Source organism: Sphingomonas sp. CFBP 13720, from assembly GCF_014842075.1.
Lineage (GTDB): Bacteria > Pseudomonadota > Alphaproteobacteria > Sphingomonadales > Sphingomonadaceae > Sphingomonas.
In genome coordinates this window covers 160,712-184,262 of record NZ_JACYVA010000003.1, presented here as the reverse complement: position 1 = coordinate 184,262, position 23,551 = coordinate 160,712, and the positions used below count along the sequence as shown (strand labels likewise).

General features: G+C 66.7%; 17 protein-coding genes. 8 read left to right on the top strand and 9 right to left on the bottom strand.

The features are described from left to right. Positions 1-28: 28 nt before the first annotated feature. The 6 genes from IFT55_RS08465 to IFT55_RS08440 all read left to right on the top strand — a co-directional run bounded on the left by IFT55_RS08465 (position 29) and on the right by IFT55_RS08440 (position 6,488). Entirely contained in the window at positions 29-1,603 is a 1,575-nt protein-coding gene (locus IFT55_RS08465; protein ID WP_192091040.1) for a TadE/TadG family type IV pilus assembly protein, read from the top strand. A gap of 32 nt (positions 1,604-1,635) precedes the next feature. Continuing rightward, on the top strand, positions 1,636-2,268 hold the full coding sequence (locus IFT55_RS08460; protein WP_192091038.1) for a TadE/TadG family type IV pilus assembly protein: 633 nt from the start codon (positions 1,636-1,638) through the stop codon (positions 2,266-2,268). Next, positions 2,265-2,903 (top strand): TadE/TadG family type IV pilus assembly protein, encoded by a 639-nt coding sequence (locus IFT55_RS08455; RefSeq protein ID WP_192091037.1) that lies wholly within the window; start codon positions 2,265-2,267, stop codon positions 2,901-2,903. The genes IFT55_RS08460 and IFT55_RS08455 overlap by 4 nt, the downstream gene beginning before the upstream one ends. Positions 2,904-3,099: 196 nt before the next feature. Continuing rightward, the gene (gene kdgD / locus IFT55_RS08450; protein WP_192091036.1) at positions 3,100-4,029 is read left to right on the top strand and encodes a 5-dehydro-4-deoxyglucarate dehydratase; all 930 of its coding nucleotides are present in this window, start codon (positions 3,100-3,102) and stop codon (positions 4,027-4,029) included. A 24-nt stretch (positions 4,030-4,053) separates the two neighbouring features. After that, entirely contained in the window at positions 4,054-4,950 is an 897-nt protein-coding gene (locus tag IFT55_RS08445; protein ID WP_249403710.1) for a LysR substrate-binding domain-containing protein, read from the top strand. Next, positions 4,947-6,488, top strand: a complete 1,542-nt coding sequence (locus tag IFT55_RS08440; RefSeq protein ID WP_342029265.1) for a carboxylesterase/lipase family protein — start codon at positions 4,947-4,949, stop codon at positions 6,486-6,488. The genes IFT55_RS08445 and IFT55_RS08440 overlap by 4 nt, the downstream gene beginning before the upstream one ends. Before the next feature lie 292 nt (positions 6,489-6,780). Here the strand turns inward: IFT55_RS08440 and IFT55_RS08435 are convergent, their stop codons facing one another. Together IFT55_RS08435 and IFT55_RS08430 are read right to left on the bottom strand one after the other, a co-directional pair. Beyond that, on the bottom strand, positions 6,781-8,616 hold the full coding sequence (locus IFT55_RS08435) for a hypothetical protein (protein WP_192091032.1): 1,836 nt from the start codon (positions 8,614-8,616) through the stop codon (positions 6,781-6,783). Further along, positions 8,613-9,941 carry an MFS transporter gene (locus IFT55_RS08430; RefSeq protein WP_192091029.1) on the bottom strand — a complete coding sequence of 443 codons (1,329 nt, stop codon included), beginning with the start codon at positions 9,939-9,941 and terminating at the stop codon, positions 8,613-8,615. Before IFT55_RS08430 ends, IFT55_RS08435 begins: the two co-directional genes overlap by 4 nt. A 273-nt stretch (positions 9,942-10,214) precedes the next feature. On the opposite strand from IFT55_RS08430, the gene IFT55_RS08425 reads away from it, so the two are divergent. After that, positions 10,215-13,064, top strand: coding sequence for a TonB-dependent receptor (locus IFT55_RS08425; protein ID WP_249403709.1), 2,850 nt, complete (start codon positions 10,215-10,217; stop codon positions 13,062-13,064). 84 nt (positions 13,065-13,148) lie between these two features. Continuing rightward, the gene (locus tag IFT55_RS08420; protein WP_249403708.1) at positions 13,149-13,421 is read left to right on the top strand and encodes a hypothetical protein; all 273 of its coding nucleotides are present in this window, start codon (positions 13,149-13,151) and stop codon (positions 13,419-13,421) included. On the opposite strand, the gene IFT55_RS08415 is transcribed toward IFT55_RS08420, so the two are convergent. The 7 genes from IFT55_RS08415 to IFT55_RS08385 form a co-directional block, all read right to left on the bottom strand. Continuing rightward, positions 13,418-14,464 carry a LacI family DNA-binding transcriptional regulator gene (locus IFT55_RS08415; protein ID WP_192091027.1) on the bottom strand — a complete coding sequence of 349 codons (1,047 nt, stop codon included), beginning with the start codon at positions 14,462-14,464 and terminating at the stop codon, positions 13,418-13,420. The genes IFT55_RS08420 and IFT55_RS08415 overlap by 4 nt on opposite strands. Beyond that, complete coding sequence (locus IFT55_RS08410; protein ID WP_192091025.1) at positions 14,465-15,979, bottom strand: tryptophan halogenase family protein; 1,515 nt, start codon at positions 15,977-15,979, stop codon at positions 14,465-14,467. Further along, a complete protein-coding gene (locus IFT55_RS08405) occupies positions 15,976-17,007 on the bottom strand; it encodes a cupin-like domain-containing protein (protein ID WP_192091023.1) in 1,032 nt (343 codons plus the stop codon). The genes IFT55_RS08410 and IFT55_RS08405 overlap by 4 nt, the downstream gene beginning before the upstream one ends. Then, entirely contained in the window at positions 17,000-17,713 is a 714-nt protein-coding gene (locus IFT55_RS08400; protein ID WP_192091021.1) for a SapC family protein, read from the bottom strand. Before IFT55_RS08400 ends, IFT55_RS08405 begins: the two co-directional genes overlap by 8 nt. Continuing rightward, on the bottom strand, positions 17,706-19,250 hold the full coding sequence (locus IFT55_RS08395; protein ID WP_342029264.1) for a tryptophan halogenase family protein: 1,545 nt from the start codon (positions 19,248-19,250) through the stop codon (positions 17,706-17,708). Before IFT55_RS08395 ends, IFT55_RS08400 begins: the two co-directional genes overlap by 8 nt. Positions 19,251-19,278: 28 nt before the next feature. Further along, a complete protein-coding gene (locus IFT55_RS08390) occupies positions 19,279-22,290 on the bottom strand; it encodes a TonB-dependent receptor (RefSeq protein WP_192091019.1) in 3,012 nt (1,003 codons plus the stop codon). Between the two features lie 327 nt (positions 22,291-22,617). Beyond that, a complete protein-coding gene (locus IFT55_RS08385) occupies positions 22,618-23,511 on the bottom strand; it encodes a glycoside hydrolase family 16 protein (RefSeq protein ID WP_192091017.1) in 894 nt (297 codons plus the stop codon). Positions 23,512-23,551 lie beyond the last annotated feature (40 nt).

The following is a 23,551-nucleotide window of genomic DNA, read 5'->3' as shown; positions in this document are numbered from 1 at the left end:
GGCGACGGCGGCGTTCGAAGAGGGTTGCATGGCGAAAGCGAAAGCTTCCGCGCGGAAATCGTTCGTTCGGTTCCTGCGGAACGAACGGGGCAATGCGTTGATGATCATGGCGTTCGCCATGTTCCCGCTGCTGGCCGCGATCGGTTCGGGACTGGACATCGGGCGCGCGCAGATGGCGAGGGCCAAGCTGCAGCAGGCGGTCGATGCCGCCGCGCTGGCGGGTCGCCGGGTGATGACCGGCGACAATATCGAAACCGCCAAGCCCGAAGTCGCGACGTACATGGCGTTCAACTTTCCCGGCGGCCTGTATGGTACGGCCCCGGTAACGATCACGACGACCAAGCCCGATGTCGGCGCGGTGAAGGTCGTGGCCACCACGTCCATCCCGACGTCGGTCATGGGCATGTTCGGATATCGTCGGATCGAACTGGCGGCGACCGGCACGGCGGTGCAGACGTTCAAGAACGTCGATATCATGCTGGTGCTCGACACCACCGGATCGATGCTCGACCCCATCAACGGTACGCGCAAGATCGACGCGCTGAAGACCGCGGTGAAGGCGCTGTACGACCAGCTCGCGCCGGCGCAGTCGCTGCTGAAGGCCAAGGGGCTGCGCATGCGCTTCGGCATCGTACCCTATGCCGCGACCGCCAATGTCGGCAAGCTGCTCTACGCGAAGAACCCGTCCTATATTCGCAGCGCCAACGCGACCTATTATCAATGGAACAAGAGTAGCCGTGGTTCCTGGAGTTTCGCGCAGCGCACCTACAATTTGTCCAATTTCGTCGCGGGCGGTGCGCTCGGCAACATCAACGGCAACAACGATGATTACGCTGCGCGCTGGGACGGCTGCGTCGAGGAACGCCGGACCGATCCGGGCATTACGGCAAAGGACGTTCGCGACGCGGCGCCTGCCAGCGCGATCGATCTCGACATCGATCGGATTCCCGACGGCACCGACGATACGAGGTTTCAGGCCTATCTGTTCGATCCGCATACCGGGGTCGATATCGCCGACGACGGCGTTAATTCCTATTGCCCGACGCGGGCGACCGAACTGACCGAAATGACGGCGGCGGACATGACCGGACTGTTGGCCAAGCTGGAGGCCCGCGGGTCGACCTATCACGACGTCGGGATGATCTGGGGAACGCGGCTGATCTCGAATGGCGGCATCTGGGGACCGGGCAACCCCGATACCTTCAACCAGATCGGGGTGCAGCGCTACATCGTATATATGACCGACGGTACGATCTCCGCGCCGCGCGACTCGTGTTATTACAGCAATTGTTATCCGACCTCCTACGATCGCAGCTTCGCTTATTCGGGCTATGGCATCGAAGCCTATGACCGGCGCGCTGGTGCGACCAGCGACACCGACAACGATGGCCGCCATACCAAGCGCTTCCTGATGGCGTGCAACGCCGCCAAGGCGAAGGGCATATCGATCTGGACGATCGCGTTCGGCACCGGGCGGGTTCCGTCGCTCGACACCTGCGCCAGCAGCGCCGACCAGTCGGCGGTCGCCGCCAATTCGAACGACCTGATCGCCAAGTTCGCCACCATCGGCAAGAGCATCGGCTCGCTGCGGCTGTCCGATTGATGCGACCGCTCTTGCCATCAAGGACACGCCATATGCAGGTCGGGCTGCGACTGCGCCGTTTCGCGCGCGACCGGCGCGGGGTCGCGGCGATCGAATTCGCCATGCTCGCGATCCCGCTGTTCGTCGTCATCATGAGCGGTATCGAGTTCGGCTTCATGATGTTCGCCAAGGCGCGGCTGGGCGGCATCCTCGAACGCGCGGCGCGGATGGCAACGACCGGCAGCGAGGATACCAACGGCGTCGACGGCACCGCGATCGACGCGATGGTCCGGCGCGAACTCTCGCTGACCCGGACCACGCAGGTCATCATCGACAAGACCTATTACGACAGCTTCGACCAGGTGCGTCAGCCGGAGGAGAAGAACACGGCGGGCACGACCGCACCCTATTGCTGGACCGACGTGAACGGGAACCAGAAATGGGACGCCGATCCGGTGCGTTCGGGAATCGGCGGGGCAAACGACATCATCAATTACAAGGTGACGCTACGCTATGCCGCGCTGTTTCCGCTCGTCACGAAACTGGTGACGAAGAACGCGCAGATCGATCTTCAGGCGCAGGCGACGTTGCAGAACGAGCCGTTCGAAGGCGGCAAGGACCAGACGGTCAAGGAATGCTGCATGTCGGCGGCGGCGGGCAACCCCGTCACCTGCATCGCGACATGACCGGGATGACGCGCCCGTCAGCCGCGGTCCGCCGGTTCCTTCGCGACCGGCGCGCGGTCGGGCTGATCGAATTCGCGCTGGGGCTGCCGGTGCTGCTCATCCTGACACTGGGCGGGCTGGAAGTGGCGAACATGGCGCTGATGCAGCAACGCCTGACCCAGATCGCCAGTCAGGTGACGCAGAACGCGGCACGGGGTACGCAGCAGATGGACGAGGCGGATATCGTGCAGGTGTTCACCGCCGCGCGGCTGACCGCCGAGGGCACGCCGCTGATCCAGAAGGGGCGCGTGATCCTGTCGTCGGTACGGCTGAACCCCGCGCGCAGCGGACAGTGGATCGAATGGCAACGCTGTACCGGTGACGTAAAGACGATCCGGTCCGCCTATGGCGCGCAGGGCAAGGGCGAGACGGACGCGTCGCTCCAGACGGTCGGCGGGATCAAGGCTACCGACAACGTCGCCATTCTGGTGACCGAAATGCAAAGCACCTATCAACCGATCATCGGCAATGCGTTTTCGGTCGTCTCCGCCGGCCGGACGCTGCGGGCCGTCAGTGCGCAGGTCGTGCGCGACCGCACGACCTTCGGCATCAAGAACGACACCAGCCTTCCGTCGGGTTCGATCGCTACCTGTTGATCCGGGCGGGTTTTAGCCGCCACCGGTCGCTGCGGCGCACGCGGTCAATCCGGCGACATCGCCGATCCAGTCGCATCGCGCATCGATCGACCCGTGCTTTGGTTTGGACCGCGCGCCGCGCGGCCGTTAGTCCGACGATACAGGGGCACGGTCGCGACGACCGGAGCCGCGCACTGTAACGACAGGATTTTTCCCGATGGCGCAGACAGATCCGAAAACGATGATGCAGGGCATGGGCGGCGGGCTGCTGTCGTTTCCGGTCACGCATTTCGATGCGGACGGCCGGTTCGTCGAGGATGCCTATCGTGCACATTGCGCATGGATGCTCAGCCACGATCTGACCGGCCTGTTCGCGGCGGGCGGCACCGGCGAGTTCTTCTCGTTGACCCCGGCGGAGGTGGCGCAGGTCGTCGCGGCGGCGGTCGAAACGGCGGCGGGCAAGGTGCCGGTCATTTCCGGCTGCGGCTACGGCACGGAAATCGCGGTCGGCATCGCACGCGACGCGGAACGCGCCGGGGCCGACGGGCTGTTGCTGCTGCCGCCCTATCTGGTCGGATCGAAGCAGGAAGGGCTGGCGGCGCATATCGAGCGCGTGTGCCGCGCCACCGGGCTGGCGGTGATCGTCTATAACCGCGACAATGCGGTGGTCGACGATGAAACGCTGGCGCGTTTGTGCGAACGCAACCCCAATCTGGTCGGGTACAAGGACGGCGTCGGCGATATCGAACTGATGACGCGCATCCATGCGCGGATGGGCGACCGGCTGACCTATATCGGCGGGCTGCCGACGGCGGAAACCTTTGCCGTGCCCTATCTCACGCTCGGGGTGACGACCTATTCCTCCGCGATCTTCAACTTCCTGCCCGAATGGGCGCTGGCGTTCTACGCGGCGGTGCGCAGCCACGATCAGGCGACGGTGCTGGCCGAACTCAAGGCGTTCGTGCTGCCCTATATCGCGCTGCGCAATCGCGGGAACGGCTATGCCGTGTCGATCGTGAAGGCGGGCATGCGCATCGTCGGGCGCGATGCCGGCCCGGTTCGATCGCCGCTCACCGATCTGTCGGCGGCGGAGACGGAGGAACTGCGCACGCTGATCGAATCGGCGCACGCGCGCGCCGTCGCCTAGCCACCGCGCGCGGGCTGGCCTAGCATGAACGTCATGTTCGAACTTAGCCAGCTACGCTGCTTCGTCGCCGCGGCGGAGGAACTGCATTTCGGTCGCGCGGCGATCCGGCTGAACATGACGCAATCGCCGCTCAGCCGCCAGATCCAGCTGCTCGAACGCATTCTCGACGTGACGCTGCTGGAACGCACCAGCCGGACCGTGGCGCTGACGCCCGCCGGCCGGCTGTTCCTCGTGGAGGCCAAGCGGATCGTCCGCCTGTCCGAAAGTGCGGCGATGGCGGCGCGGCGCGTGGCGAAGGGGGACGAGGGGCGGGTCGCGATCGGCTTCACCGCCGTATCGGGCTATACGCTGGTGCCGCAGGTGGTGGCGCAGGCGCGCATGGCGCTGCCCAATATCCAGCTCGAACTGCATGAAATGGTCACGACCGATCAGGTCGACGCGCTGCTGACCGGGCTGATCGATATCGCGTTCGTGCGTCCGCCGGTCGACCGGCACGAATTTGAAACGCTGGCGGTACGGCACGAACCGTTGGTCGTGGCGCTGCCGCCGGGCGATCCGCGCGCGGGTCAGGCCGAATTTACCCTCGCCGATTTCGACGACACGCCGCTCATCATGTATGCCCGGCGCGGCGCGGGATATTTCCACGCGCTGCTGGCCGGGTTGTTCGATGCCGCCGGCGTCGCCCCCGATTTCGTGCAGCACGTGACGCAGATCCATTCGATGCTGGGATTGGTCCATGCCGGTCTGGCCGCCGCGATCGTCCCCGAATCGGCGACGGGACTGCATCTGATGGACGTCCAGTTCCGCCCGCTGGTCACCGATCCGGCGCGCCCGGTCGAACTGCATCTGGCGTGGCGGCGCGACAATGCCAATCCGGTGCTCGACCCCATGCGCCGCCTGTGCGCCGACGTGGTCGCGTGATCGACCGGCGGACCGTGCTGGCGGCGCTGGCGGCCACGCCGGTCGCCGCGCGCGCCGGTCCGGCCGATCCCGTCGCGACCACGCCGCACGGCCGGGTGCGCGGGCTGCGCGAGCGCGGCGTGCTGGTCTTTCGCGGCATCCGCTACGGTGCCGACACCGCGCCGCGCCGGTTCGCGCGCGCCGTGCCGCCCGCCGCGTGGCGCGACGTGGCGGATGCCACCCGCTTCGGACGCGCCGCGCCGCAAACGAACGCCGACGAACCGACCGGCGAGGATTGCCTGTTCCTCAATGTCTGGACGCCCGCGCTCGACGATCGGCGGCGGCCGGTGCTGGTGTATCTGCACGGCGGAGCGCACGCCCATGGATCGGGCAGCGATCCGCTGACCGATGGCGGCAACCTCGCGCGGCGCGGCGACGTCGTGGTCGTGACGCTCAACCATCGGCTGGCGGGGTTGGGCTATGCCTATCTATCGCCGGTCGGCGGCCCGGCGGAATCGGGCAATGTCGGCAATCTCGATATCGTGCTGGCGCTGCGGTGGGTGCGGGCCGCCATCGCGCGGTTCGGCGGTGACCCCGATCGGGTGACGCTGTTCGGCCAGTCGGGCGGCGGGGCGAAGGTCGTGACGCTGATGGCGATGGCGGAGGCGCGCCCGCTGTTCCACCGGGCGATGACGATGAGCGGCCAGCACGTCACCGCCGCCGGTCCGCGCAACGCGGGCATCCGCGCGCGGACATGGATGCAGCGTGCGGGTGCGGCGGATGCGAACGAACTGGCGCGCCTGCCGATCGACCGGCTGGTCGCGGCGATGGCGACACCCGACCCGATCCAGGGCAAGGGGTCGATCAGCTTCACCTCGACGCTCGACCATCACGTACTCGCGCGGCACCCATTCTATCCCGATGCCCCGCGCGAAGCGGCGCACATCCCGCTGATCTGCGGCAACACGCGCGACGAAACCGGGTACTGGCTGGGCGACGTGCTGAAGCGTGGCGATACCGACTGGGCGAACCTGCCCGACCGGCTGGCCGCGCAGATGGTCAAGGATCTCGACGCGCGCCATGTCGTCGAACGCTATCGCGCCTTCTATCCCGACCGCACGCCGGGCCAGATATTGCTGGCGGCATCGACCGCCGGGCGATCGTGGCCGGGGCACCTGATCCAGGCGGAGGCGCGGGCCGCGATCGGCGCGCCGACATGGATGTACCAGCTCGACCTGCCGGCCCCGGAGGCAGGGGGCGTGTTGGGCGCGTTCCACACGCTCGATATCCCGCTGGTCTTCGCCAACACCGCGCTGCCGGGCGCGCGCACCGGCGACGGTCCCGCCGCGCGGGCGGTGTCGGCGACGATGGCGGACGCGCTGGTGCGCTTCGCCGCGACCGGCGATCCGAACGGCGGCGTCCTGCCCGCATGGCCGCGCTTCGCGCTGGCGGATCGTGCGACGATGGTGTTCGATCGCGACACCCGCGTGGTGAACGATCCCCGCCGCGACGAACGCCTGCTGTTCGCGGTCGCGCCCTATATCAAGCCGGGCGGATAGCGGCCGGGCGATATCGCTGTCCTACACGCGACGGATATGCCCATGTTAGGCGTTCTTTGACCCGGTCGAAACGCCCCACGCCGACGCTCCTTCGGGGCTGCGCACACGACGCGCGTCCGTCAGGCGACTACGGTCGGACACGCTTTACGGTCGGGGGACATGCGAACGCCGCCGACGCTCGGAAAAGCATTCTTGCGTAAATACTTGGCGACGGTCCTGAAGTCCCCGATCGACCGGAAACCGGGCGCGATTCTAATTCGTCACGAGTGTGACTTTCGTGACCTTTGGCGCTCTATCGGTCCCACGGGAACGCCAGCGTCGGCATCTGGGCATAGCGGCGCATCGTCACCTCGACCCGCGCGCCGCATCCCGGTTCCAGCGTCAGCGCGACGCCCCGCGCCGGAACGTCGTGCGTCGTGCCGTCGATCGTCACCCGCTCCATCCGGTGTTCGGCCCATGCGCCGCCCTGCATCACGGCGGTGCGCGCCGCACCGGACAGGTTGACCAGCGTCACCACGGTCCGGCGATCGTCCATCCGCTCGACCAGCGCGGCGACACCGTCGGGCAGTCCCGCACGACGACGGTCGGCATCGAACCAGCGCAACCGGCAATGCAGCGGCACGCCGCCCTGTGGCGCGGTGGTCGGCGACCATGGCGGCCGCGCGATATGCAGCCCGCCGGTCGTCTGTTGGATCAGCGCGGTGACGCTGGCCGGGTTCTTGTCGAGCGTCCAGTCGGCCAGCCGGCGCTCGGGCAGGGTGGTGTCCGCCCCGACCAGCGCCAGCCGCTGCGCGACGCGCGTCAGGTCCTGTTCCAGCGCCGCTTCGGGATAGGCGGCGTTGGTCCCGTCGAGGAACGCGACCCAGGGATGGTCGCCCGCCGCCTTGAGGTCCTGCGCCGATTGCGTGACGTACCAGATCTCGAACCCGTTGGTGCGATGCGCGCCGGGCTTCCATCCGTACCAGCCGTCCGCGCCGTACATCGTGGGCGTGTGCCACACGCCGCCGATCGTCCGCCCCGCCGCATCGATCCGGTCGCGCTGCCGCCGCCACAGGTCGATATAGACGGCGTCCCCGGTCAACAGCGTGCCGTTCAGGAATGCGGGCAGCGCGCGCAGCACGCGGTTGCGGTTCTCGCGCTCGCCGGTCTGCGGCACCAGCGGCGAAAAGCCCCAGCCATAGACCCCGCCCCACCAGCGCCCGCGCGCCGCGCCGCCGATCGTGCCGTCCAGCCCGATATTGCTCGGCAGGATGTCGTCATTGGCACGCGCCCGCTCGACCCATGCGTCCAGATAGTCGAGCACCCAGCGGCGATACCGCTCGCCCCCGCCCAGCGCATAGGCGTTCAGGCCCAGCATCGTGCAATGGGTGTTGAGCGGGGTATCGCCCACCACTTCCATATATTCGGCGTAATGGCCCAGCGTCTGCGCGTAATTCTCCTCGCCATGCTCCATGCGGAAGCGCGACGTGTCGAACGGGTCGCCCGCCCAGTCGAGCGCGCTGGCCGGGTGCAGCATCGGCCCTAGGCTGCCGTTCATCGCGCTGCGCACGATGCGGTGGCGCGGATCATAATTGGGGGCGGTCGCATCGCGTCCGGTATAGAAATCGGCGAAGCGACAGGTGCGCTCGACCAGCGTCGCGTCGCGCGGCGTCGACAGCCCCATCCGGTTGAAGCTGGTCAGCCCTTCCGAATTATGCTGCCAGTCCATCTGCACCGGGAATTCGCGGTGGTACATGCCCCGCCGGGCGATCGCCACGTCCTGCGTCCGCGCGGCGGCATATTGCCGCAGATGCCCTTCCCAGAACCGGCGCGACAGCGTCAGCACCTCGTCCGCGCCGCCCAGCGCGTGGAGCAGTTCCCAGTCGTTGGTCGCTTCCGCCGCGTCGTCCGGCCCGTCGTTCGCGCCCCACCGTGGAAAGACCTTCAGATACCCGCGCGCGTCGACATACTTGTCGTAATAGGCGCGACAGGCGGCGGCGTTGGCGGCCAGCAATTGACGTTGCAGCACAGCCCATCGCGGTGGCTGCATCGGCGTCGCCACCCGGATCGCGGGCGTCGCGGCGCGGACGGCGGCGGGCAGCAGCGCGCTCGCCCCCGCACCGATCAGGAACCCGCGCCGTGCGATCATTTGGTCAGCTCCAGCCGCCGGATTGGACCGACGATCCCGTAAAAGGCGACGATGGTCAGCAGGCAGTGCGCGCCGACGAACACCAGCGCCAGATCGAACGACCCGGTCGCCGCGACCAGATAACCGATGACGATCGGCGTCACGATCCCTGCCATGTTGCCGAACATGTTGAACACGCCGCCCGCCGTGCCCGCAAGCTCGCGCGGCGCGACGTCGGACATCACCGCCCAGCCGAGCGATGCGATCCCCTTGCCAAAGAACGCCAGCGACATCAGCGCGACGACCATCCATTGCTGATCGACGAACACGCATCCGATGATTGAGCTGGCGAGGATCATGCCGATCAGCAACGGCAGCTTTCGCGCGGTGTCGAGCGATCCGGTGCGCGCCAGCAACCGGTCGGACAGCATCCCGCCCAGCAGACCCCCGACGAACCCGCACAGCGCGGGCGCGGCGGCGGCGAACCCCGCCTCCATGATGTTCAGCCCGCGTTCCTTGACCAGATAGATCGGAAACCACGTCACGAAGAAATAGGTCAGCACGTTGATGCAATATTGGCCCAGATAGATGCCGATCATCATCCGGCTGGCCAGCAATTGCCGGACGTTGACCCAGGTGAAGGTGGACACGCGGTCGACCACCGCATCCTCCATGCGGATCAGCCCGCCGCCTTCCTCGATCAGCGCCAGTTCGGCGGCGTTGATCGACGGGTGGCCCACCGGGCTGCGGATATAGCGGACGAACACCGCTGCCGCGACCAGCCCGATCGCGCCCATCGCATAGAATACCGATCGCCAACCGAAACTGTGGACCAGCCACCCCATGAACGGGGCGAAGGCGACCAGCGAGAAATACTGCGCCGAATTGAAGATCGCCGACGCGGTCCCGCGCTCGCGCCCCGGAAACCACGCGGCAACCAGCCGGGCATTGCCCGGGAAACTTGGCGCTTCGGCCAGTCCGACCAGAAACCGCAGCGCGAACAGCATGGTGATCGCCGACACGCCGGGGACCAGCCCGACGAACCCCTGCGTTGCGGTGAACAGCGACCACAGCCCGATCGCGCCGGCATAGACGCGCCGCGTCCCGAACCGGTCGAGCATCGCCCCGCCCGGCACCTGTGCGATGACATAGGCCCATGCGAACGCCGACAGGATGTACCCGGTGGCGACCGTCGACAGCCCCAGTTCCTCCGACGCCGCGCTGCCCGCGATCGAAAAGGTCGCCCGATCCGCATAGTTGATCGACGTGATGAGAAATATCAGCGCGATGATGCGGTATCGGACGTGGGTGGGGCGTGCCTCGCCCATGGCGGCCTGACTGGTCATGCATCCCTCCCGTGCCCGGCCGGATGCGGTTCCGGCGCTTTTGGCGTTGGGGGCAGGCTAGCCCGCCGTCTCCGTCGGGTCCAAGCCAAAAGCGGGCATGATCCAGCCACGGCACGACTGGATGACGGCGGGTTTCCAATCGGTTCGCCCGGTTGATGCCTCATTCGCGCAACGATCGATGCGCAATCGGAATTGGCATTCGATGCCGCGTGCCGGATAGGCAAGGATCAGGACGAACCGGCCGAAGATGCCGGACAAACTAGGGGATGATCCATGACCGGCATCGCAACCATCAGGCATATGCTCATCCTGTCCAGCGCGATCGTCGCGCCGGGCATGGCGCTGGCGCAGGGCATGCCCGAAACCAATGTCGAAAAGGACGCGCGCGCCGCCGGCCAGCAGGGCGATACCGCCAGCCCGCCGGCATCGCCCGCCGTCGCCGCGACGCCCGACGTGACCGACGCACCGGCGGACGAGATCGTCGTCACCGGCTTTCGCGAAAGCCTGACCAGCGCGATCAACATCAAGCGCAACAGCACGTCGGCGATCGACGCGATCAAGGCGGAGGACATCGCCGAGTTTCCCGACCTGAACCTCGCCGAATCGTTGCAGCGCATTCCCGGCGTGGCGATCAGCCGCGTGAACGGCGAAGGGCGCAACATCTCGGTCCGCGGGCTGGGGCCGGAATATACCCGCGTCCGCATCAACGGCATGGAAGCGATCGGCACCACCGGCGGGACCGACAATTCGGGCGGCGTGAACCGTGGTCGCGGGTTCGACTTCAACATCTTCTCGTCCGACCTGTTCAACAGCCTTGCCGTCCGCAAGACCGCGACCGCCGATGTCGAGGAAGGATCGCTGGGCGCGACCGTCGACCTTCAGACCGCACGCCCGTTCGATTTCAAGAAGGCGACCGCCGTCGTGTCGGCACAGGCCAGCTATAACGACCTGTCCGAACGAGTGACGCCGCGCGTCTCGACGCTGCTGACCACCACGACGCAGGACGGCCGGTTCGGCGTGCTGCTGTCGGTCGCCTATGAAAAGCGGCGGCTGCGCGAGGAAGGGGCGAACATCACGCGCTGGACCTATGGCGGGTTCAACGGCGGCTTCGCGCCCGGATCGACGATCGCGGGCTATACGCAGGCGCAGATCAACGACACCAATCCCGACACCGCGCTGTTCCACCCGCGCATCCCGGGCCTCGTCAGCTATGACATCGAACAGGAACGGCTGGGCGCCGCGCTGTCGCTGCAGTTCCAGCCGACCGACGCCACGCTGCTGACGGTCGACGGCCTGTATTCGCGGCTGGACGGCACGCGCAGCGAAGCGCAGTTCCAGGCGATCGGGTTCAGCCGGTCGGGCACCGGCAAGCCGCAGACGATCATCCGTTCGGGCGTGGTCGACGACAACAACACGATCGTGTCCGGCACGTTCGACAATGTCGATCTGCGCACGCAGGCGCGCTTCGACAAGCTCACCACCGATTTCTATCAGGTCACCGGCACGCTGGCGCAGGATCTGGGCGACCGGGTGAAGCTGGGCGGCGTGGTCGGCTATGCACTGTCCGACTTCCGCAATCCGTTGCAGACGACGGTCACGCTGGACGCCGCGAACACGCAAGGGTTCTTCTACGATTTCTCGACGCGGTTCCCGACCATCCGCCCGGGGGTCGATATCGCCAACCCTGCGACCTTCGCCTTCACCAACGGCACCTCCGAGATCCGCATCCGTCCGCAGACGGTCACCAACAGCTTCCTGAACGCCAAGGGCTTCGTGGAATGGACCGCGACCGACGCGATCAAGCTGAAGCTCGGTGCCGACTGGCGGCGATTCGACTATGACTCGACCGAACGCCGCCGCACCTCGGGGGAAAGCGTCGTCCAGACGCTGACCCCGGCGCAGATCGCGGCGGGCACCCGGCTGTTCGGCGGGTTCGGCAAGGGGATCGACGTGCCGACCGGGACGCCGGGCGGCTGGGTCGTGCCCGACCTCGGTGCATTCGAGCAGCTCTATGGCCTGTATTCCAACCCACTTTACGCCACCGGCGGGGTAGAGGCGACGTCGGCGCGCGGCTCGTACACCACGGTGCGCGAGGAAGACACGGGCCTGTGGGCGATGGGGGAATTCAACCTTGCCGACGCCGGACTGCCGGTGCGCGGCGATGTGGGCGTACGCTATGTCCGCACCAGCCAGCAATCGACCGGCTATGCCAGCCGCGGGACTGCGTTCGACCTCGTCGCGGCCGATCGCGATTACGAAAACTGGCTGCCGTCGGGCAACATCGTGTGGGACGTCACCGACAAGCTGCTGTTCCGGCTGGGCGCGGCAAAGACGATCGCGCGCGCAGGCATCGGATCGCTCTCACCGGGTGGCAACGTGTCCATCTCGGGCGGCAATCGCGGGTTCAGCAGCGGGAACCCCGATCTGAAGCCGACCGAATCGACCAATGTCGACGTCGCGCTGGAATGGTATCCGACGCGTGGCGCGCTCTATGCCGTATCGTTCTTCCACAAGGACATCAGTACGTTCGTCCAGACGTTGAGCGTCGACGTGCCGTTCACCGAACTGGGGCTGCCGACATCGATCCTGACTGGCACGTCCGCGCTGCCGACCGACGTGTTCATCGTCAGCCGCCCGGTCAATTCGGACGGCGGCAAGTTGAAGGGGTTCGAGGTCAACGTGCAGCAGCCGCTGACCTTCCTGCCGGGCTTTCTCCAGAATCTGGGCGTGCTGGCCAACTATACCTATGTCGATTCGAACATCAGCTACCTGACCGGCACCGGCAGCGTGACCCAGCCGCTGATCGGCCTGTCCAAGCACGCCGCCAACGGCACGGTCTATTACGAAACACCGCGCTTTTCGGTGCGCGGATCGGTCGCCTATCGCTCGCGCTACCTGACCGCCGTGCCGGGGACCGAGGGCAATTCGTACAACGGCACCAGCGCGACGACGAATTTGGATGCGCAGGTTTCGTACAACGTCACGGACGCGTTCAAGCTGAGCCTCGAAGCGATCAACATCATCGACACGTTCAACGACCAGTTCGTGGACGACAGCAACCGTCTGAACGTCCGTACGCACAGCGGACGGCAGTTCCTGCTGGGCGCGCGCTACGCCTTCTGATTCCGCGCAGAGGTTCTCCCCGCTGCGTCAACCTTGCGGCCGCCCCGTCCGGGCGGCCGTTCTTCTTGCGGGGATCGGACGACCGTGCGACCGGTCGCCATGGACCCCGACGATCCGCATCGGCGACCCGCACTGCATTTCGTCGGCTTTCGCGGCGACGAATATGTCCGGGCGCTGCGCGTCTTCGGTCCGCCCGACTTCATCCATATCGGCTGGGACCGATGGGCGCGGATGGAGGTCGTCGACGGCGACACGGCGGTGTTCGCGCGCGGCACGTTCGACGACGAACCGTCCCGCTACAGCGTTCCCGACATCCACGAGACGCCGGACGATCCAACCGACCGTCCCGGACGCTAACGCACCGATGTCACCGAATCACGCAGCGCCAGCGTGGCGGGAATCGACACCGGATCGCGCTGCACCGTGGGTTCGCCCTGATCGGCGATGATGAGTTCCACCGCGCGCGCCGTCACCGCCGCGACCGGCTGGACCACGGCGGTCAGCGACGGGTGGGCGAAGCGGATGATCGGCGTGTCGTCGAAACTGATGAGCGACAGGTCGTCGGGCACCGACAGGCCACGTTCGCGCGCAAGGTCCAGCGTCGCGATCGTCATCTGGTCGTTGCCGCCGATGATCGCGGTGGGCGGATCGTCCATCGCCAACAGCGTTTCCGCCGCGCGGCGCCCCGACGCATAGCTGAAATCGCCCTGCGCCAGCAGGTCGGCGCGCGCGCCCGCGGTCGCCATCGCCCCCCGCCAGCCGGTCACGCGCCACGCGCTCAGTTCATATTCGTCGGACCCTGCGATGAAGCCGATCCGCCGGTGCCCGCGCGTCAGCAGATGTTCGGTCGCCAGCCGCGCCGCGTTTTCGTCGTCCATCGTCAGCGAGAAACCGGGGCCGGGCGTCAGCGATCCGATCCGCGCGATACCGATGCCCTGTTTGGCCAGCAGGTCGAGGATCACCGGGTCCTGCGAATGCGGCGGGGTCAGGATCACGCCGTCGGGCTGCAACGCGGCCAGCGCGGCGGGCAGTTCGCGGCGGATATGGTCGCCATGCGTGTCGACCAGTTCGATGATGAGGCGATAGCCATGTTCGGCGCAGGTCAGCATGCCGCCCAGCAGCATCTGGTCGACCCAGTCGGTTCCTTCGTGTGATTGCCAGCCCGATATCGTGCGATCGCGGTCGTTCAGCGCCATGATGAGGCGCGAACGCGATCCGCCCATCCGCTGCGCGGCGATCGACGGGACATAGCCCAGCTTGTCGATCGACGCCTGTACCCGCTCGATCGTCTGCGGACGGACCGACGGTTCCTTGTTGATGACGCGGCTGACCGTTTGCAGCGAGACCCCGGCATCGGCCGCGACATGCTTGATGGTGACCCCCGGACGGCGACGCGCCATTCAACCGGTCTCGATCGCGGCGGCGGGCCGGTCTTCCGCCGGGCAATAGCGCGCGACATATTCGGCGTGCGGCGGCATCGTCGCGGCGGCGTCGGCCACGTTCCGGCGCAGCATCGACAACAGCCGGTCCAGTTCGTCGTCGCCCAGCTTTTCGGCGATCGGGTGATGACGTTCGGGCAGGATTCCCTGGCCCATCATCACCTGTACCCAGCTGTTCTCGCCGAACAGTTCGTCGTTGCGGCGAAACACCCGCCCGGTTTCGCGGAACAGTGCGATCTTCTGCGCCAGCGTGTCGGGCACGTCCATCGCGGCGCATTGTCGCCAGAATGGCGCATCGCGCCGGTCGGTGACCTTGTAATGCAGGATCAGGAAATCGCGGATCTGCTCCATGTCCTGATGCTGCTGGTCGTTGAACTCCGCGACGTCCGCCGGGCTGATGCGTCCTTGCGGGAACAGCCGCAACAATCGCAGGATCGCGCGCTGGATCAGGTGGATGCTGGTCGATTCCAGCGGTTCCATGAACCCGCCCGACAGGCCGATCGCCACGCAGTTGCGATGCCATTGCCGCCGCCGTGCCCCGGTGGTGAAGCGCAACCGGTTGGGTTCGGTCAGTACCCGCCCCTCGACATTGCCGAGCAACCGTTCGAGCGCGGCGTCCTGTGTCAGATACCGGCTGCAATACACGATGCCGTTGCCGACGCGGTGCTGCAACGGGATGCGCCATTGCCATCCGGCATCATGCGCCATCGCGCGGGTATAGGGGACGGGCGGCGCGACGCTTTCGGTCTGGACCGCGATCGCCGCGTCGCACGGCAGCCAGTGGGTCCAGTCGTCATACCCGGCGTGCAGCGCCCCTTCGATCAGCAGCGCGCGGAACCCGGTACAGTCGAGGAACAGGTCGCCTTCGACCCGGTTGCCGCCGTCGAGCACCAGCGCCGCGATATCGCCGCGTTCGCCGTCCATCTCGACCTGCGCGATCCGCCCTTCGACGCGGATGACGCCGTCCTTTTCCGCCATCGTCCGCAGGAACCGGGCATAGCGGGTGGAATCGAGCTGATAGGCGTAATTGGTGCCGTCGTTCGGCAGGTGCGCGAACCGCTCCTGCATCGCCGCGACCAGTTCGGTGCAATAGGCGTCGTACGGCTGGGCGTGTCCGCGCGTACGCCCGTGCAGCCAGAAATGCTGGAACCCCGCCGACCAGTGATCCTTGCCCGTCGTGCCGAACGAATGGAAATAGCGCGAACCGACATCGCGCCATCCGTCGAACAGGATGCCGAGCTTGAACGTGGCGGAGGTCGCGCGCATGAACTCGGCCTCGTCGATGCCGAGCAGCCGGTTGTACGTCGCCAGCGGCGGAATGGTCGATTCGCCGACGCCGACCGTGCCGATCGCTTCGGATTCGACCAGTACCACGTCGACGGTGCGGCCCATGGTCCGCGCGATCGCCGCCGCCGCCATCCAGCCTGCGGTGCCGCCGCCGGCCACGACCACGCGGTACGGGGATGTCGGGGTCATCGGCTCAACTGCCGCAACAGATAGCCGCGCAGGCGGTCGGCGGTGTCGGGCGTCAGCGGGTCGAGCACGCCGCGTCCACCCTCCGCCAGATGCGCGGTCACCGCGTCGCCTTCGTCGAACACGTAATGATCGAACAATTGCCGCCAGTATCGTTTCTGATCGGCGGGCAGGTCGCGCACGGCAAGGATCGCGTGGTTCAGCGCGTCCTGCGGCTGGCCCAGCCAGCGCGGCGTCGTGCGCCACCAGTAATTCACCAGCACGTTGAACGCCGCCAGCCCCTCGACATGGTGCCACCACAGCGCGGGAATGTGGATCGCGTCCCCCGCGTCCAGTTCGGCGACCAGCCCATGGTCCAGCGCGTCGGCGAAGCGGGGATGGCGCGCAAGGTCGGGCGCATGGAAATCCACCATCGACACCGCGCGCCCCGCCGGGGTGTTGTCGACCGGTCCCAGATACAGGTTGCGGAACTGGTCGGGCGGAAACAGCGTGAAGCGCCGTCGCCCCGCCGCGACGCACGCCAGATTGTCGGGCTGGTCGTTATGTGCGGCGATGCGGGTGCGCGTGCCAATCCAGATGCTGGCCAGCGCGTCGCGACCGGTCAGATCGACGTTGTTCGCTTCGTGCAATCCGTCAAAAAAGCCGCGCACGTCGATCGATGCCAGATAGATCGGACGCGGATCGTCCGTGTCTTCCTCGCGATCGATCTGTGCGAAGATTTCGGGCAGCTTCGCGCGCGCCATCGCAAAGTTCATCCGCATCGCATCGTCGTAGAACAGCCGCCCGCCGGTGCCGGGATTGCCGACGGAAACGGCGAACGGCACGTCGTGCGCGACCCCCGCCAGATACGCGCGCGCGTCCTTCGCACCGCGCCGGCCCGCCTGTACCAGCGGCCAGTCGGCGATCAGGCCCCGGACAACGAACGGCCCGTCGGCTTCGCTCAGATGACGGTCGAGATCGGCGGCGTCGGTGACGCGCACTTCCGGCACCCGTGCCATCGTCCCGAAGATGCCGGGATCGGCGTCAGCCACGACGCAGCCGGTTCTTGCGCGCGATCAGCGCAGGCAGGTTGGCCAGCGACGCGACCGCCATGAAGATCGGCAGCAGGTGTCCGTCACGGTGCAACATTCCCAGCGTCGCGGCGTCCAGTTCGCGCAACCGATCCTCGGCGATCGTATGGAATCCGACCAGACGGTTGGTCGATCCGTCGTCCAGCGTGACTTCCAGCGTGAACGGTTCGATCAGCGCGTATCGCTCCAGCGCGGCGAAGAAGCCCGCCGCCGCGCGATAGCCGGTGTCGAGCGCGCCCAGCCGTTCGAGGATCGTTTCCAGATAGGGGGTCGGGCGACCGTCGCGATCGAACACGCGCACGCCGTCGTCGCCGGCGATGCGCGGGCTGGCCATGTCGACCACCGCCTTGCGCGCGGTGTTGGCATCGGCCGCGCCGCTCATCAGGAACGGCTGGATATCGATCGACAGTGGCAGACAGGTCGCGTCCCAGCGATCGTCGGCAAGGAACAGGTTCTCGCCCGCGTCGAACCCGAACAGCGCCAGCGCGACGAAGCCGTCGCGTTCGCGGTTCTGACGGAACAGGATCGGATAGTCGCCCTGCACCCGGCGGAACTCGTCGGGGACGATCAGCGCGGTCATCACGCCGTCGCCCATCGCGACGGAGCGTTCGCGCCGGATGCGCAGGTCGCGATGCGCCTCGACGTTCAGCAGCACATGGTCAGACATGAAGGGCCTTTTGCACAACGGGATCGGGAACGCGCATGGCGTTCAGACAGGCACGGTTGGTCGGCAGGCTCGCCGTCAGCACCCGCGCGCGCTGCGCCACCTGATGCAGCGCGGCAAGGCCGGCGTCCTGCCTGCCGCTGCGTACCACTCCCGGCGGGGGCGGCGCGACCCCCATGCCGTACAGAACATATTGGTAGCTGGCGGCAGGGAAAATCTCGTGCGCATGGTTCAGGTCTGCGGGGGAGGGCGCCTGCTTCCGCCACAACGCCAGCAACTCGCGCAACCGGTCGGGAATCGATGCCGGAGCGCGATGCGCCCGCCAATAGGGCTGGTCGCGCCGGCTCGGGACATAATGAAGCTTCAGGAAATCGACGATCCGGTCCCATCGATACCGGAACAGCGTATTGAACCGCCGGGCGTGCAGGTCCATCGCGCCGCGATCCGCAGGGAACCCGTCGAGCAGCGCATCGATCGACATCTCGATCAGCACGATCGCCGATGCCTCCAGCGGTTCGAGGAATCCGGCCGACAGACCGATCGCGAGGCAGTTGCCCTGCCAGAACCGCTCGCGATGCGCGGATCGAAAGCGCAGCGGGCGAAACCGGAGCGATGCCGCGTCGACGTCCGGCGCGGTGCGGCGCAGATAGCCGGTCAGCGTCGCCGCCGCCTCATCCTCGCTCGCGAACGCGCTGGCATAGACGCAGCCGATGCCACGGCGATGCGGCAGGCCGATGTCCCAGATCCATCCGGCATCGTGCGCGGTGGCGTTGGTCTGCGACGCGATCGGGCTGTCTGGTGCGACCGGCACCTGCACCGCCAGCGCGCGGTCGTTGAACAGGATGTCGGTGCGGTCGATGACGGCCACGTCGTAATGGCCGCCGATCAGCAGCGCGGCATGGCCGGTGCAATCGAGGAACAGGTCGCCCGCGATCCGGCCCGATGCGCGGGTGACGACCGCCGCGATGTCGCCATTGTCTGCCGCCTCCACGCCGGTCACATGGTCGCAAAGGTGGACGACGCCCAGCCGGTCGGTCGCGGTCCGGCGCAGCAGCGCGGCCAGCTTCGTCGCGTCGAGGTGGTAGGCGTAGTTGAGCACGCCGGCATAGTCGCCCATCGCCGGCTGACGCGGTGCAAGGTCGTCGGCGCAGACGTGCGGCTGCACACCCACCCGCTCGGCAAACGCCCCCTGTCGCGGGTTCCACAACCGCGCCAGATCCGTCGGCGCGACGTCCGCCGGGGCGGTGAAGGGATGGTAATACCGGTCGGCAGGTGCGCCGGTCCGCCATCCGTCGAAGCGCGACCCCTGTTTGAAGCTGGCGTCGCACGCGGTCAGGAACTCGGCCTCGCCGATGCCGATGCGTGACAGCGTGGCGCGCATCGTCGGCCATGTCCCCTCACCGACGCCGATGACGGGCACGTCGGGCGATTCGATCAGCGTGACCGACAGCGACGGCGCGGCGGCGGCGATCCGGCACGCCGCCAGCCACCCGGCGGTCCCGCCGCCGACCACCACGATCCGTTCCGTCCGTTCCGCCACCGCCGGTCCGTTTCCCCGTTTCGCCGGTTCAGAAGCTGAACCGGACCCCGCCCATGTAGCGCGCGAACCCGGGTTGCGAGAAGGTCACGAAATTATCGTTCCGCCGGTGTCCGCGCCGCCCTTCGCCGGTCAGGTTGATGCCTTCGCCGAACACGCTCAGCCCCTTGCGGAATTCGTAGCTGATGCTGGCGTCGACCTGGCCATAGGCTTCGACGTAGAGCGGGTTTGGATTGCCGCCGGCATAGAATTCGTCGCGCCAGTTGTACGCGACGCGCCCCTGCAACCCGAACTTGTCATAGAACAGCACGGCGTTCGCACTGTCGCTCAGCCCCGCCAGCGCGAACTGGCCGACATTGGGATCGAGCGCATTGTCGAACGTCGCGTCGCCCCGGACGATCGTGTAATTCAGGGTCGCGCCGAACCCGGTGTTCCAGAAGCTGTGCTGGATCGCGAATTCGAAGCCGTCGATCGTCGCGGTCTGGTCCGAATTGAACGGCGTGCCGACGCGGAAGTCGACCAGCCCGTCTTCCGGCAGGCCGATGACGCGCCCGGTGTAATAGCCGTTGGTGTCGAGGATCGGCTGACCCTGCGCATTGCGCGCCACCTCGACGCCATTGGTGAAGTTGCGCAGGATGTAATCGCGGATGCGCGCGGTATCGATCGTCCCGCCCAGCGCCGCCTGCGCCGCGCGGAAACGCGGACCATCGGCCGGATTGCGCAGATCGAAGGCGGAGCGTTCGACCTCCTGCGAATTGATGAAGTTGCCGACCTTCTTGCGGAAATAACCGGCGGAGACATAGCTGGTCGGGCTGTAATACCATTCCGCCGACAGATCGATATTCTTCGACAGGAACGGGATCAGGTTCGGATTGCCCTGCAACCCGCCGCCGCCCGCGATACCGAACTGACGGTTGAGCGTCAGCCCGCCCTGAAGGCTGTTATAGTCCGCGCGGGTGATCGTGTGGCTGTACGATGCGCGCAGCTTCACATTGTCGATCACTTCGATGTCGAAATCGATCGCGGGCAACCAGTTGTCGTAACTTCCCTTGTTCGGCAGGAAATCGCTTTCAGCCGAATAGATGATGTTGAACTCGCCGGTCGCGACCCATGCCGCGCCGACGGGGATCGGCGTCAGCGATGCGGAGGTGACGGTGGTCTGGTCGTACCGGACGCCCGCGATCAGGTGCGACCGGCGGCCCAGTAGGTCGAAACTGTTGTTGACCTGGATGAACGGTGAAATCGTCTGTTCGGTGATGCGCCGATCGGTGTCGAACGATGCCAGGCAATTGCCGTCGCCGCCGCAAATGCCGAAACGCTGGTCGAGAATGTCGACCATCCGTTCGAAATTGAAGCGGTAATAGGACGGGATGATGCCGTCCTGCGCGCCCTTCACCCCTTCGAACTTGTCGGGCAGCGATACCATTTCGAACAGGTCGTCGGGCAGGTCGCCCGGCGTGCCGAGGCCGCCCCACGTATCGTTCTGAAGGAAGCCGTAGGCCGACCGCACCTTGTTGTGGACGTACGAGAAGCCGACGTCGATCGAATCGAGGAAGCTGCCGTCATGATCGTAGCGACCGGTCAGCTGCACCTGGTTGATTTCGTCGCGGAAATACGCGTTGCGGAACGAGTTGCCGGTCGCGTTGATCAGCGCGGGGTTCAGCGCGTCGACGCCCGGCTGCATGACATAGGACAGGATCGGCAGGTCGCGGGTGAAATTCACCGTTTGCGACGCCACGCCGAAGATCGCCGATCCGACCGACGTGCTGGTCCCGAAGCGGTTCGATGGCCGCGATTCTGCGGTCGAATGATGCGCGTCGAGCGATACCCGGACGCCGCCCGGCGCGTCCCAGGTCAGGTTGCCGCCCAACGACTTGTTCTCGCTGACATTGGCGGTCAGCGATCCGCTGTACGACAGATCCTTGCCGGGGCCGAAACGCTCCGTGTAGAAAACCGGGCCGGCCGCGGGACCGTCGGTCCATTCGGTCGACGTGTCGCCGAAGTTGAACCAGATGCCGACGCTGCTGTCGCGTGCTTCCACCTTGTTGCGCGAATAGGTGAAATCGACCGTCGCGGTCAGCGAATCGATCGGGCGATACTGCAACACGACCTGTCCGTTGATTCGCTCGCGCTCGATATCGGTCAGGTTGTATGCCGCGCTTTGCGGGACTTCGTACACGTCGGTCGGGCCGGGGCGGTTGACGACGTTCGGACCCTCCGGTCCCAGCGTGCCCCAGTCGTTCTCGGTGCCGAGGAACGCGTTGCCGAACCCGACCGAACCGGTGTTCACGCTGGCGTTGCGCTTCTGGTACACGCCGGAAACGAGGAAGCCGAACTGGTCGTCGTCGCCGAAGGTCGCGCTGAACACGCCCGACACTTCCGGCGTGATCTGGTCCTTGCCGTTCTGCGACGAATCGAGCACGCCGCGCGCGGCGAGGGATCCGCGCAGGCCGGGCCGGTCGAGTGGACGCGGCGTCTTGATATTGATCGTCGACCCGATGCCGCCCGACGGCACGGCGGCGCGGCCGGTCTTGTACACCTCGACCCCGGCGATCCCTTCGGACGCGAGGTTGGCGAAATCGAACGAACGCGACGCGGGCGGGCTGGCGCCGTCACCCAGCGACGAGGTCGGCAACTGCCGTCCGTTCAGGACGACGAGATTATATTCGGGGCCGAAGCCGCGCACCGTGACGGTCGAGCCTTCGCCGTTCTGCCGGTCGATCGACACGCCGGTGATCCGCTGCAGCGATTCGGCGAGGTTCGTGTCGGGGAACTTGCCGATATCCTCGGCCGAAATGGCGTCGACGACACCTTGTGCGTTGCGTTTGGTGTTCAGCGCGTCGCGCAGGCTGGCGCGGATACCGGTGACCACGATGTCGCCGCCGTCTTCCTCGGGCGCAGTGTCCTGCGTTTCGGCCGGGCCGGGTGCGCCCAGCGTCGCTGCGGCATCCTGTGCCTGTACGATGCCGGGCACGCTGGCCAGTGCGATGGTCGATGCCCCGAGTACGAGGCGCGAGACGGTGCGACCGGTATATCCGCGCATTCAGATCCTCCCGTTATACGCGCCATTCTATCGCGGCGCATTTTTGATAACGTTCACCTGACGGTCGCTCCGGGCGCTGTCAAGCAGCGGGAAATGTAAATGTGAACATTATCATTCCATGATGTAGCGCGGCCACAGCGGATGGCAGGCGCGATGCGCCCGCAATGGATTCTCTGGGAATGTTGCCGATGCCGGCGCGCAATGTCGTCGGCGCAACCGGCCGGCCAGGTGCGGGCAGCGATGCGGCTTCCGACACGGGAACGCATATGGGCCGTCGGGGTAGACGAGCCGTCGCCCGCCGGCGATGAAACGCAACTGCCCGGTCGGTTACTTCGGCCAGTGGCGCACGTAATCGACGGTCATCGCCTGCGGGAACGCCGTGTCGTCGATGCCGCGCTGTCCGCCCCAGTCGCCGCCGACCGCGACGTTCAGGATCAGGTCGAACGGCCGCGTGAACGGCCATGCCGCCGCTCCGCCCGGTTGATCGTTCCGCACCTGCATGAAACCTCGCCCGTCGACGCCCACCGTGATGACGTCGGGCTGCCAGTCGAGTTGATAGCGGTGCATGCGGCGGCATGCTTCGGGGACGCCGATCTCCGCGCCGCGCTGCGTTCCCCGGGCGTGATTGAACGCGCCGGTATGAAGCGTGCCCAGCACCACCCCCGGGTTCCATCCGACCATTTCCATGATGTCGATCTCGCCCTGATCGGGCCACGTCCCGCCCTGCGGCAGCATCCAGATCGCGGGCCAGATGCCGCGACCGCACGGCAATTGCGCGCGGATTTCGTAGAAACCGTAGCCTAGCGAACGGCGCGTGACGAGTTTGGCCGACGAATAGCCCTGTCCGCCCCAGTCGGCCCGGTCCTTCAATGCTTCGTGCCGCGCCTCGATCGTCAATATGCCATCGACGATCCGGGCGTTGTCGGCCCGGTCGGCGGCGTAATATTGCAGTTCGTTGTTGGCCCAGCCCTGTTTGTTGCGCGCGGTGTCGAACCGCCATGCGGCGGTATCGATCGCCGGGCCGTCAAATTCGTCGGCAAAGCCGGGCGTTCGCGCAGGCGCGGCCATCGGCACATCGACGCGGTAGTTGTTCGCGCCGAGCGAGGCGGGCGCCACCGCCGTCGCCGTTGCCGGAACGGCCGTACCGGACGGAACCGTCGGCGGGGAGGGCGCGGTGCACGCTCCCGCCAGCAGCAGCGCCGTGAACGAAATCCTCTTCATGTCGCCGATCCCTGTTCCGCCAGCGTTTGCACGATGGTCT